This window comes from Asaia bogorensis, from assembly GCF_900465345.1.
GTDB lineage: Bacteria > Pseudomonadota > Alphaproteobacteria > Acetobacterales > Acetobacteraceae > Asaia > Asaia bogorensis_A.
Map to the genome: position 1 here is coordinate 19,454 of NZ_UEGO01000033.1, position 12,799 is coordinate 32,252.

Annotated in this window: 10 protein-coding genes and 2 pseudogenes; 3 read left to right on the forward strand and 9 right to left on the reverse strand. The window is 60.8% G+C overall.

The features are described 5' to 3' along the window. Positions 1 to 244: 244 nt before the first annotated feature. From rpsO to rimP, 8 genes and pseudogenes are all read right to left on the reverse strand, one after another. Entirely contained in the window at positions 245 to 514 is a 270-nt protein-coding gene (rpsO, locus tag ED655_RS12520; RefSeq protein ID WP_023979579.1) for a 30S ribosomal protein S15, read from the reverse strand. Then, on the reverse strand, positions 498 to 1,451 hold the full coding sequence (gene truB / locus ED655_RS12525) for a tRNA pseudouridine(55) synthase TruB (protein ID WP_122050444.1): 954 nt from the start codon (positions 1,449 to 1,451) through the stop codon (positions 498 to 500). Before truB ends, rpsO begins: the two co-directional genes overlap by 17 nt. Positions 1,452 to 1,466: 15 nt before the next feature. Further along, positions 1,467 to 1,892, reverse strand: a complete 426-nt coding sequence (gene rbfA, locus ED655_RS12530) for a 30S ribosome-binding factor RbfA (protein WP_122039729.1) — start codon at positions 1,890 to 1,892, stop codon at positions 1,467 to 1,469. Then, positions 1,889 to 4,051 (reverse strand): annotated as a pseudogene (gene infB, locus ED655_RS12535) (translation initiation factor IF-2); the annotation flags it as partial. The pseudogene infB and the gene rbfA, both read right to left, overlap by 4 nt. Positions 4,052 to 4,257: 206 nt before the next feature. Further along, positions 4,258 to 4,696 (reverse strand): annotated as a pseudogene (locus tag ED655_RS16135) (translation initiation factor IF-2 associated domain-containing protein); the annotation flags it as partial. Then, on the reverse strand, positions 4,693 to 5,337 hold the full coding sequence (locus tag ED655_RS12540) for an RNA-binding protein (protein ID WP_408735678.1): 645 nt from the start codon (positions 5,335 to 5,337) through the stop codon (positions 4,693 to 4,695). The pseudogene ED655_RS16135 and the gene ED655_RS12540, both read right to left, overlap by 4 nt. 37 nt (positions 5,338 to 5,374) lie before the next feature. Further along, positions 5,375 to 6,919, reverse strand: a complete 1,545-nt coding sequence (nusA, locus tag ED655_RS12545; RefSeq protein ID WP_122050447.1) for a transcription termination factor NusA — start codon at positions 6,917 to 6,919, stop codon at positions 5,375 to 5,377. Positions 6,920 to 7,002: 83 nt separating this feature from the next. After that, entirely contained in the window at positions 7,003 to 7,629 is a 627-nt protein-coding gene (rimP, locus tag ED655_RS12550) for a ribosome maturation factor RimP (RefSeq protein ID WP_122039726.1), read from the reverse strand. A 198-nt stretch (positions 7,630 to 7,827) separates the two neighbouring features. On the opposite strand from rimP, the gene ED655_RS12555 reads away from it, so the two are divergent. Genes ED655_RS12555 through ED655_RS12565 form a run of 3 tightly spaced genes read left to right on the forward strand, consistent with a single transcriptional unit; the run spans position 7,828 to position 10,718 of the window. Beyond that, on the forward strand, positions 7,828 to 8,466 hold the full coding sequence (locus tag ED655_RS12555; RefSeq protein WP_122050448.1) for a hypothetical protein: 639 nt from the start codon (positions 7,828 to 7,830) through the stop codon (positions 8,464 to 8,466). After that, entirely contained in the window at positions 8,463 to 9,731 is a 1,269-nt protein-coding gene (locus ED655_RS12560; RefSeq protein WP_122050449.1) for an AAA family ATPase, read from the forward strand. Before ED655_RS12555 ends, ED655_RS12560 begins: the two co-directional genes overlap by 4 nt. A gap of 21 nt (positions 9,732 to 9,752) precedes the next feature. Next, the gene (locus ED655_RS12565; protein ID WP_122050450.1) at positions 9,753 to 10,718 is read left to right on the forward strand and encodes a hypothetical protein; all 966 of its coding nucleotides are present in this window, start codon (positions 9,753 to 9,755) and stop codon (positions 10,716 to 10,718) included. 525 nt (positions 10,719 to 11,243) lie between these two features. Here the strand turns inward: ED655_RS12565 and ED655_RS12570 are convergent. After that, complete coding sequence (locus ED655_RS12570; protein ID WP_408735679.1) at positions 11,244 to 12,761, reverse strand: ABC transporter substrate-binding protein/permease; 1,518 nt, start codon at positions 12,759 to 12,761, stop codon at positions 11,244 to 11,246. Positions 12,762 to 12,799: the final 38 nt, after the last annotated feature.

A 12,799-nucleotide genomic window follows, 5' to 3' on the forward strand; every position in this document is an offset into this window, starting at 1 on the left:
CTGTCCTGATTAGGGGGCTTTGGCACCGGTTGCGGTGATCTGAAGGGAACGGGCCCTGACTGGCTGGCAGCGTTTCGGACGGCATGGCAAGAAAGGCCGGGATCGGACCGGCATGTCACCATGTGGCCTGAAACGCCGAAGGCCGGTTCTGTCTCCAGCTTCAACGTTCAGTGACGAAGCCTGGTATCCCGCCGCCGGAATGACGACGGGAGGCGGCGGAGGCATGACCCTCCGCCCGAGCATATTAGCGGCGCAGGCCGAGACGCTCGATAAGGGTCTGGTAGCGGCCCTGATCCTTGCGCTTGAGATAGTCAAGCAGGCCACGACGCTGGCCAACGAGCATCAGAAGACCACGACGTGAGTGGAAGTCCTTCTTGTGCGTCTGCAGATGGCCCGTCAGGTTGACGATACGCTCGCTCAGCAGTGCAACCTGCACTTCCGGCGACCCGGTGTCGGTCGGGTTGGTCTTGAATTCTTCGATCAGCGCCGTGCGGCGTTCAGCTGTAATCGACATCTCTGTCTCCGTATTTAAACGACTCGAATATCCGTATCGGCTTGAGACGGCCCTCCTGGACACGGCACAAACCGACAAGACACCCCCCCTCCTGGGCCTGCAGGACGTCACCCTCCTGCGGTGTCAGCATCAGAGCGGCGCAATCGGCCAGAGAAAGACTCTGTCCAAAGCGCAAGGCCTGTGCTTCTGCGTCGGTCACGGCCAGAGCCGGGATGTCGGCCAGCGCGGTCGAGACCGGGCGCAGAAGCGCTGAAAGTGCATCGGCCTTGTCGTCATTTTGAACCAGCTTGTCCAGTGTTATCGCATGGGTCTCGTCAAACGGGCCGCATTTGGTCCTGCGCAATACGGCAATATGCCCGACTGTCCCGCAGGCCAGAGCGATGTCACGTGCAAGGCTGCGCATATACACGCCCTTGCCCGACTGAACCTCGAACACGGCATGGTCACGATCAGGACGGTCGATAAGCGTGATGGAGTCAACGCGCGCAGGCCTGGGCGGCAGATCGGGCGGTCGCCCGGCCCGTGCGAGGTCATAGGATCGCTCGCCATCCACCTTGAGCGCCGAATAGACCGGCGGCACCTGCATGATATCACCGATGAGCGCGGGAAGAGCCGCGCGCAGTTCGGCATCACTGGGGCGATGCTCGCTTGTCAGCACGACCTCGCCCTCGCGGTCATCGGTTGTGCGCGACTCACCAAGGAACAGCGTGAAGCGATAACGCTTGGTGGCATCCATGATATAGGGGATCGTCTTGGTAGCCTGACCAAAAGCAACCGGCAGAATGCCCGTCGCCAAGGGGTCCAGCGTGCCGCCATGTCCAGCCTTTTTGGCATCGAACAGGCGGCGTGCCTTGTTCACCACATCGGTCGAACCGACTTTCAGGCTCTTGTCGACGACCAGCCAGCCGTCGATATCCTGCCCTTTTTTGCGTCCCATGACGGGTCGCTCCACTCAGTCTTCGGAATCAAGATCGCGACGGACTTCCGGTGTGCGCATCAGCGCATCCATTTCCATCGCATGTTCGAGCGCGGTATCGGGCTGGAAATGAATTTCCGGCACGATGCGCGAGCGCAGGGTCTTGGAAAGTCCTGTACGCAGGAACGGCGCCACGCGCTTGAGCGCAGGCAGCACTTCCTCGATATCGCTACGCCCCAGACGGCTGACAAAAGCCGTGGCGTGGCGAAAATCGGGGGAGATACGCACTTCAGTGACCGTCACATGCACGCCCGAAAGTTCCGGATCACGGAACTCGGTGCGGGCGAAGAGATCCGAAAGAACACGACGGACCTCTTCGGACATTCTCAGCTGACGCTGTGAAGGGCCACCGGCGTCGCCGGGCCCTGAAAAGCCCGGCACCTTGGAACGCGAACCCCTCATGCAGGGATCACTTCCATCTCGTAGCACTCAACCATGTCGCCTTCGCGCAGGTCGTTGTAGCCAGCGAAGGAGAGACCGCACTCATAGTTGCGAGCCACTTCCTTGACGTCATCCTTGAAGCGCTTGAGCTGGCTCAGTTCGCCTTCATGGATCACCACGTTGTCACGCAGCAGACGCACGCCACAGCCACGCTTGACCACGCCCTCGGTGACATAGCAACCCGCGACCTTGCCGACCTTCGTGATGTTGAAGACCTGACGGATCTCGGCGTAACCGAGGAACTTCTCGCGATGCTTGGGCGCAACCTTGCCCTTGACCAGCTGCTCCACATCGTCGGTCACCTGATAGATGATCGAGTAGTAGCGGATATCCACATCCTCACGCTGGGCCATTTCACGAGCCTGCGTGGTGGCGCGGACATTGAAGGCCACGATGATGGCATTCGATGCCTTGGCCAGCTGGATGTCGCTCTCGGTGATCTGACCGACAGAGGCGTTCAGCACGCGGATACGAACTTCTTCATGCTCGAGCTTGAGCACCGAAGCCTCGATAGCCTCGGCAGAGCCCTGCACGTCTGCCTTGATGAGCAGAGCCACTTCCTTCTGCTCACCCGCCTGGATACGGGCCAGCATCTGGTCAAGCGTACCGCGGGCTGCGGCACGACCGGCTGCCATCTTGTCCTTCTGCTTGCGCTGACGGAACTCGCAGATCTCGCGGGCACGGTTCTCGTTCTCGACGACCACGAAGGGCTCGCCGGCACCGGGAACACCCGTGATACCCAGAAGTTCGACCGGCATGGACGGACCGGCTTCCTTGAGCTGGCGTCCCTTGTCATCCAGCATGGCACGAACACGACCCCACTCGGCACCCGCCACGACGATGTCGGAGCGATTGAGTGTGCCCTTCTGCACCAGAACCGTTGCCACCGGACCGCGACCGCGATCCAGACGGCTTTCGATGACCGAGCCTTCAGCCACGCGGTTCGGATTCGCCTTCAGGTCGAGTACTTCTGCCTGGAGCAGAATGGCCTCTTCCAGCTTGTCCAGACCCGTACGCTTGAGCGCCGAAACCTCGACATCCTGCACGTCACCGCCGAGAGCTTCCACCACGATTTCGTGGCTCAGCAGGGCCTGACGCACGCGGTCAGGATTTGCACCCGGCTTGTCCATCTTGTTGATCGCCACAATGATCGGCGCATCAGCAGCCTTGGCATGCTTGATGGCCTCGATCGTCTGCGGCATCACACCGTCATCTGCGGCCACAACCAGCACAACCACGTCGGTGACCGAAGCACCACGGGCGCGCATCGAGGTGAAGGCCTCATGGCCCGGGGTGTCAACGAAGGTGATTTTCGCGCCGCTGGGCACTGTCACCTGATAGGCGCCGATATGCTGGGTAATGCCACCGGCCTCGCCCGCGGCGACGTCGGTTGTGCGCAGCGCATCGAGCAGCGAGGTCTTGCCGTGGTCGACATGGCCCATGACGGTCACGACCGGAGCGCGTGTCACGAGGTCTTCCTCGCGATCTTCCACACCTTCGATGCCCAGTTCCACGTCGCTCTCGGCAACGCGACGGACACGATGGCCGAATTCGCTGATGACCAGTTCGGCCGTATCGGCGTCGATCAGCTGCGTGGCCGTGGCCATCACACCCATCTTCATGAGCGCCTTGACGACTTCGGCCTGACGCAGCGCCATACGGTTGGCGAGCTCGGCCACCGTAATGGATTCCGGCAGGATCACGTCACGCACCACGCGGACCTGATCGGCGCGGAGACGCTCAAGCTCAGCCTGACGGCGCTCGCGGTCACGCTGACGACGAACCGAAGCGAGCGAACGCGTCTTGTCGTCATCACCTTCAATGGCTGCACGAACGTCGATACGGCCCGAACGACGCGAATCACCGCTCTTCTTGGGCGCAGCTGGCGCACCACGGCGCGGCGGCGCGGCCGGGGCACGGCGCGGACCAGCGCGACGATCGTCCTCGGTTTCGCCACCAGCGCCACCGCGACGCAGATGCAGTGTTTCATTGCGAGGTGCTGCGGCTGCAGCACCGGCCGCCGCAGGAGCGGGCTTGGGCGTTACAGGACGCGGGGCCATGACGGCGCGCTCGGCCAGCGGGCGCAGGCGCTCCATAGGGGCGGCAAGCTGCACGCCACCGGTACGGCGGGCCGTCTCCGTTGCCTCAAGCGGCGCACGGCGTGCGGCTTCCTCGCGCTCGCGCTCGGCGGCGCGCGCCTTGCGCTGCTCCTCAAGGGCTTCCTGCTTGGCCTGATCTTCAGCGGCAGCTGCCATCTGGCGGCCATGCTCTTCAGCTTCACGCTGGGCTTCGACCTCGCGGGCTGCTGCCTCGGCACGTGCCTCTTCCTCTCGCTTGGCCTCTTCGGCTGCGGAGAGGATACGGATCTTCTCTTCTTCGAGACGCGCCGCCTCGCGTGCTGCTTCCTTGCGCTGCTCTTCGAGCACGCGCTGTCGGATGGCGAGTTCCGCGGGAGTCAGTGCGCGTCCTGCACCGGCACGGCCACCACGGCCACCGGCGGCACCGCGACCGTCCTTGCGTTCATTGGTCTCGCGCTTCTTGCGCACCTCAACCTGCACCACCTTGGAGCGGCCGTGACTGAAGCTCTGACGCACAGAGCCCGCGTCCACTGTCCGCCCGACTTCCGTGCGCCCGCCCGGACGCAGGGACAGACGTCCCTTACCCTGGTCACCCTGAGCCTGGGCGCCCTGATCCTGGACATTCTGGCCATCTGTCTGACCGCCCTGAGCCTGAGTGCCCTGGTTCCGTTCGTTGCCTTCGCTCATATACCTGCCTGTTCCCGTCCGAGCCGCCCGTTGCGCGGCTCAGGAACCAACCCATCGGTCAGCCCCAAAAATCGTTCATGCTCAGCCATCAGACGCTGTGCCAGCGCACCGGGCGCTATCACAACATAGACCGCATGTTCCCGCCCGAATGCCGTCGCGAGCATCTGGGCCGGTAACGTCAGTACCGGAAGCTTGCTGTTTCCCGATATCAGACGCCGCAACTCATCCGGGCTTCCGCCCGATCCCTGGATCACCAAGCCGGCTTTTCCGGCAGCAATCCATTCGCGACACTTAACAAACCCACAGAGAGCCTGCCCGGCCCGACGCGCGAGCCCAAGGCCCTGCACCAGCCGCGCTTCTATTCCTGAAACCAGTACCTGCGCAATATCTTCAGGCACCTTTACCGGCTGACGCGCTGCCCGAGAGAACAGGTGACGCGTCCGCGCGGTTTCTAGCACATCCCGTCTGGCACTCAACCAGATTCCCCGCCCCGGCAGCTTGGCCGCCAGATCGGGAACGACCGTCCCATCGGGCGCGATGACAAAACGCAGCATGACTTCAGGGTTCCCGCTCTCGCGGGACACGATGCAGCGCCGCTGCGGCCCCTTCTCGTCATCAAGTTCGATCGGGTCAAGCTCGATATCGGAGTCGGGACTCGGTGCCTGCGTTTGCTGGATCTCAGACGTCGGAAGCCTCCCCTTCCTCGGGGGCCGCTTCTGCCTGCTCACCATCAAACCAGTGGGCACGGGCTGCCATGATGATCTCATTGGCAGCGTCTTCATCTATATTGTCACTGCCGAGCATTTCGACAAGCTCATCGCCCGCAAGATCGGCCAGATCATCGAGTGATTTCACACCCTTCTCACCCAGCGTCACCAGCTTGGCGTTGGTAAACACGCCAAGCTCGGCAATCGAATCCTCAACGCCAAGACCCCGACGCTTGTCGTCCAGCTCCTGCTCCTTCTGCACAAGGAATTCCTCGGCACGGCGCATCAACTCTTCAGCCACACTCTCATCGAAGCCTTCGATGGCATGCAGCTCATCCGGATCGGCATAAGCCAGCTCTTCGATGGTGTGGAAACCTTCGGTCACCAGCAGGCCAGCAATCACGTCATCGACATCGAGCGCATCGACGAAGAGCTGGGTACGCTTGCGGAATTCTTCCTGACGACGCTCGGATTCTTCAGCCTCGGTCAGAATGTCGATGTCCCAGCGTGTAAGCTGGCTTGCCAGACGCACGTTCTGACCACGACGACCGATGGCAAGCGAAAGCTGCTCGTTCGGCACGACAACTTCCACGCGACCGGCTTCCTCATCCATGACCACCTTGGTCACTTCTGCGGGAGCCAGAGCATTCACCACAAAGGTTGCGGCCTGAGGGCTCCAGGGGATGATGTCGATCTTCTCGCCCTGCAGCTCGGCCACCACAGCCTGAACGCGTGAGCCGCGCATACCAACGCAGGCACCAACCGGGTCGATGGATGCATCCTTGGAGACAACGGCCATCTTGGCGCGCGATCCCGGATCACGGGCCACGGCCTTGATCTCGATGATGCCGTCATAGATTTCCGGCACTTCCTGCGCAAACAGCTTGGCAAGGAAAGCAGGATGGGTGCGGCTCAGGAAGATCTGCGGGCCACGCGTTTCGTCACGCACGTCATAGATGTAGGCGCGCACGCGATCGGAATTGCGGAACGACTCGCGGGGGATCAGTTCGTCACGACGGAGCAGCGCTTCCGTATGACCGATCTCGACCATAAGGTTGCCGTATTCCGTGCGCTTGACCGTGCCGTTGACGATCTCGCCCACGCGATCCTTGAACTCGTTATACTGCTTCTTGCGCTCATATTCGCGAACACGCTGCACGATAACCTGCTTGGCGGTCTGGGCAGCGATACGGCCGAAATCGATGGGCGGCAGCGGGTCGACCAGATGCTCGCCCAGCTTGATCTCAGGCTGGAACTTCACCGCAATAGCAAGAGGAATCTGGGTGTCCTCGTTTTCCACGGTCTCGACCACTTCGGTCCAGCGTGACAGACGAACCTCACCGGAGCGGCGATCGATCGTCGCGCGGATATCCTTTTCGTGGCCGTACTTGGCGCGCCCGGCCTTCTGGATGGCCTGCTCCATCGCCTCCAGCACTTCTTCACGATCGATGTTCTTTTCACGCGAAACAGCGTCTGCCACCAGAAGCAGCTCAGGACGGGTAACGGAGGTGTCCATCAGACGAAATCCTCAAATGCGGCGCGCCGGTGCGGCGCGGACCATCAGAAACGGGAAAGGCGGAAAACCCAGTAACGCTAACTTCAGTGTGTCTTTCGTCCGGGCCGCGATCCCTTGCCCGGCTTGGCAGGATTAAGCTTCGGCGTCTTGCGACGCGGTGCTTCCTCTTCTTCTGCCCCTTCATCCTCCGATGCAATGCCCAGCATCGCGGCACTTGCCTCGATCAGCGCATCGGTCAGCACAAGACGGGCCTTGCGGATCGTGTCGATGGGCAGAACGGCTTCCTCGCCATCATCCAGACGAATCACGGCTGCACCGTCGCGCGTTCCGGTGATGATACCCGAAAAACGCTTGCGGCCATTGAGCGGCAGATCGAGCTCAGCCTTGACCAGATGACCCGCAAAACGGTCCCAGTCCTTCAGGCGCGTCAGCGGGCGATCGATTCCGGCAGAGGAAACCTCAAGCGTCCATGCGCCAGGGATCGGATCATCCACATCCAGCACGGCGCCGACAGCGTGGCTGATCTGCTCACAATCCTCGATTCCGATAAGGGACCCATCGGCGCGATCAGCCATGATCTGGATGGTCGGCGTCTCGCGGCCCAGCACGCTCAGGCGCACGAGCTCGTAACCGAGATCGGTCAGTGTCGGCTCGATCTGCTGCGCGATACGCGCTTCAAGACCGTTCAGGCTGGGAATTTCATTGGCCAAGACAAAAAAGGCGGCCCGTCAAGGCCACCCCCCGATAAGACGAAAGATGAAAGGAATACGGTCTATTTAGGCCAAGATGGCCGTTGATGCAAGACTCGCGGAAGGAAACGGACGAGTCACGAACGTTACATACGCTTACATTATTGGACTACCGTAACGGTTGCGAGGGAATGACGGGCCCTGCCATCGTTACGGGACATGAGCAATGAAGAGCATCCCGCCCCGCAATTGATGGAAATGCGCCCTGATGATGCTGCGCATAAGGGACGAGGAATCTCGCGCCTTGGCGGTTGCATTATTGTCGCTGCGCTCGCTCTGTCAGGCCTTGCGGTGGTGCATCAGTTCGGTGCTGACCCTTCCCATTCTGGTCACTCGGGCACGAACCAGACGACTGCCGAATCTGCAGCGGCGCCCACTGGAACACAAACCCCTGCTACGGCGTCGCATATGGGGGCCGACCTGCCCATGATTCCAGAAGGCCGAGCGGCGCTCGCACTGGCCCATTCGAACTACAGTGCCCAGGATCAGGCGCGTATTCTTGCAGCTTACAAGAGACGGGACATTTCGCTCGTTCAGATGCCTATCGCTGAAATCGACGGCAAGGCAGGAACAAGTGTCAGGATCGACACGGGAGGGTTCTCCCAGATCGTCACTCTGAGCCCTGCGCTCAAGGCCGTCACCATTCCGATTTACCATGCCGGCGAAGTGACGATTTCACCCATCCATATGCTTGCGGGCAACACGCTTGCCGCCAGCGTGTTGACTGTCTACGGGATGTATAACCTCCCCACACTGAGCTCCTCGGAGCTGGTTACCCTGGACGTCATCGCGCAATGAAAGCCCTGCTTCCTGCCCTGAACCGTCTCATGCCTGTCATGATGGTTATCTTCCTGCTTCTGGCGAGCATTCAGGCTGCCGTAGCCCTGCATCTCTCAGGGGGTATGTTCGTGCGCTTTTTCTCCTGGGCGCGCGAGGCCTACCTTCCTCTGGCCGGGATTTCGGCGATCGCGGTACTGAGCGGCCTTCTCTTTGAAACACATTCCGAAAAGCTGATCCGAAAAGGCCTTCGCAGAAGGAGAGGTATTCTTATGGACTCACTGGCGAGACTGACCAACCGCGACATGCTTGAAGCCCTCATGGCGCAGGAACAGCGCGAGACAACGATTGACGCCGAGGAGCTTGCCGCAGCGCTGCGCGCCCGTGTTATCGGACAAGACCAGGTTTGCGAGGATATTGCCCAGCAGCTTCGCCGGCGCCTTGCCCTGCATGTGCGCAACAAACCGGTCGGTATCTTCCTGATGGCCGGCCCTCCCGGAACAGGCAAGACCTATCTTGCCAAGCAGATCGCGCGCCAGATGGAGCGCCCCCTACTGCATTTTGACATGACCCAGATGTCCAGCCCCCATGCAGCCACGCAGCTGTTTGGCTCCCCGAAGGGCTATGTCGGGTCAGACAGCTTCGGCAAACTCACCGGGGGGTTGCAGGAAAAACCCGATGCGGTCGTGCTGCTCGATGAAATCGAGAAAGCCCATCCGGACGTCTTCAAGAAGTTTCTCACTGCCTGGAATGATGGTCATGTGACCGAGGCCTCCACAGGGGCACAGATCTCGACAACGCGTGCGATCTTCATGCTGACGTCGAACATTGCGACTGAAGAGCTCACGGAGATCGCTGACAGGTTGCATGACGACGCCGAGCGGATGCGTGCCGAGTCCACCGAAGCCCTGCGCAAGGCCGGCTTTGCCCCCGAGGTTCTCAATCGCCTCGACCGCATATTCGTCTTCCGTCGTCTCCACGGCCTCGATCTGGCCCGTGTCGCGGCTCTCGAAATCGAGGCCATGATCAAGGGATACGGCCTTAACGTGGAAGCGGGCGGCATCGACGCCCATCTTCTGTTCCAGTTGCTTCAAAGGCAGCAGAAGCTCGGAACGGGTGCCTCGGCACGTGATCTTGTCAGATCGATTGAGGATATGGTTAGTGAAAGTCTCATCCTCGCCCGTCAGAACGGCGCCAAGCTTGTGCGTCTGGTCATGACAGATAACGGCGTGGTGGCTGAAATCGCTGAAGAGAAACAAGCCCTCAATGCCCGTCTTACGCCTTGATATCTCTGGTCTGATTTCCTGATGTCTGCATCGTCGCGCCTGTGGCGCCGTGCCCCTGCGTGGCGCTTTTTTCTCTACACGACATTCCTGTTTCTGGTGCTGGGCCTGATCTTTCCTACACCGTTCGTCTCGCAACATACCGGGTGGCTGCACGCTCTGACCCGTCACCTGCCCTCTTTTGGCAGCAAGACGCCGTCAGACCCTGATGCCCCCCCTGGAACAGACGAGACGCGCGGCAACAGCACTGGCAGCGCAGGTCCCGACCTGAACGACCCCGAGCGCTTCGTGACACCTGATATTGCGACGGCCATTACGGGCGCCATCCCGTTTGGCGGCCATAGCCTGCCTTTGCCTGCCGGGGTGTGGCACCCAGTGCTGAGCGGCCAATACGGGCTGAACGGCATGATGTCGCTCAACGTTCTCGTGCGAACCGATCGCGGTATCGTCACAGGGGTCCTGATTGCCAATACGACCAATCAGGAACTGCCACGCGAGATCATCGAGGATGCCTATAATCACTGTCACGATGACAGGAACTACCATTCCACCATCCTGGCTGATCATCCTGATGGCAAGACTGAATGTGCTTATCTTACGGCGGCCTATCTGGGGCCAAGCGGCATCTTATCCACAGATCCACTGATCCAGCTCGCCTTCAAACGCCTGACGACGTTGGGCTTTCCCATGTCGTCCCTGTTCGTTGTTGCGAGCTGGCTCAACAGTAGCGGCGCCGGTGAGAGCACGAAGGGCTCCACCAACGTAACGCTCCTTCTCTCGCCGACCCGCCCCGGCACAGTGGTTCTGCGGGCCCCGCTCCCCTATTGGGACAAACGTCTCATCAACCGGGCACCGGACGCGCTCGAATTTGTACGACACGTCGATAGCTGGTTTGCAGAATGGGTCCCAGTCATGCGTCATGGCATGACCACTGACTATAGCGGTACAGTTCCTGACGCTGCGCTGGCCAAAGACCCTGCTGCCCCTTAGGCGGGATGGGCGCATGGGCCGGTTTATGATGGGCCGAACGGCCGGGAAGCGCGCTCCTGTGGGCGCTTCCCTCCCCTCTGAACGACCCCTGACATCACCATCATGATCGTATGCGTTGGCGGGGCGGAAGCGGCTTCAGCGAACACTCACTCCGCTCGTTGTACTCAATGCCTCGTACGACTTGATCTGGCGTGATACATGATCGCCATCCCGATGAACCGCACTATCTCATGAGCGTGAAAGGCCTTCGCGAATAGGTCGAAGGGGAAACGGCCCGTCCTTTTTCGACATGTTCTAGGCACTGGCTGCGTCCCTCCTGCTCGCTCAGCGTATCGACAGGCTGTGAAGGCAGGCTGGCTCACGCGCTGCAAGCCGCAGCACTTTGCTCACACAGCGCCTGCTGCGTCAGAACATCGTCACCAATATCTTGCGGCTTCTCGCCATCCTCATGCCCACTGCTCACGATCCTGCTGCGAAGGACGCGCTTGGCTCTGCATCGGACTCAGAAGTTTTGTAACAGACTTCTCAGTGGTGTCCCGAGCGTGTGAGGCTCTGCCCCAGTCGGCGTTCCACATGGCGGGCAAAACGGACGAAAGGCAGTCCGAGCAGCAGATAGGCCGCACCGATCAGAAGCCCTGTACCGATATAGTCGTAATAGGTCGATGAAAGCCGGATATAGGTCTTTGTCAGCTCGGTCAGTGTGATCACACTCACCAGCGAAGAATCCTTGAGCAGGGCAATGAAGTCGTTGGTCATGACCGGCAGGACCGTGCGGAAAGCCTGCGGCACGATCACCAGCCGAACAGCCTTGGCGCGCGTCATGTTGAGCGCAATTGCCGCCTCCATTTGCCCGCGTGGCACAGAGGAGAGGCCAGCCCGATAATTTTCGGCTTCATAGGCCGCATAGTTCAGGCCCAAGGCCAGAACGCCCGCGAAGAAAGGCGACAGTTTGATGCCTATGCCCGGCAGACCATAGAAGATGAAGAGCACCTGAATAAGCAGGGGCGTGCCGCGCACAACCTCGATGTAAAGTCCGCTCAGCCATTGCAGGGGGCGTGCGCCGTAGTGGCGACACAAGGCAAGCACGAGCCCCAGACTGACGGCAAGGATCATGGAAAGAGCCGACACCACAAGGGTCAGCACGGCCGCCTTTCCGATAATGGGCAAAAATCCGAGATAACGATGGAACAGCCCCACCCAGCCAAGCTGACTGCGCATGGCGTCACGATAGCGCAGCCATGCGACAGGAGGCACCTCACGCACCGTATGGTCGCCGGTCATGGCTGCCATCTCTGGCGCCCAAAGATTCCAGCGCCGCAGAATGGTCTGAAGCGTCCCGTCGCTCATCATGTCGCCCAACACACGATCGACAGAATCGTGAAGCGCGACATTGCCCGGCTTGAAGGCAATGCCATAGCGGGTCTGCCCCACCGGCTCGCCAACGATCACCAGATCATCGGTCACCCCGGCATAGAAAAGCGCGATGGGTCCGTCGAGCAGCAGCGCATCCAGACGCCCGTTGCGCAGGTCCGAAAAGGCATAGGTCTCCTCTTCGTAAGAACGTGTGGTAATGCTCGGCTCGTTCTGCAACAGCCGTTCGGCCAGCGTCTCCTTGATCGTTCCGACCACATGCCCCTTGAGGGCCGCGAAACTGGCGAGGTCCTGACGGTCGCGACGCACGACGATGCGATCGCCGGTCACATAGTAAGGCCGTGAGAAGAGCGCCGCCTTCACATGGTCGGGCGTCATCTCGATGCCGTCGACCACCATGTCATACATGCCGCGCTGGAGGCCGGGTATCAGGCCGTCCCAATCGTTCTGCACGAAATGCGGTGTACGCTTCAGGCGCCGGGCGATCTCCTGCACCATGTCGAACTCGAATCCCTCAAGACGATCCGTGTCCGCCGGGTCGTGAAAGACATAGGGAACATTGGCCTCACCATCCGAGGCCCAGTTCAGAACCGACGATGAAGCCGTATTGCTTATCACTGGCGGGAGTGAAGATGTCTGGGCATGGACAGAACGGCCACCGATCAGAAGCATCACCCCCATCAGAGCGCCGGCTAGAACCCGCCCTGACA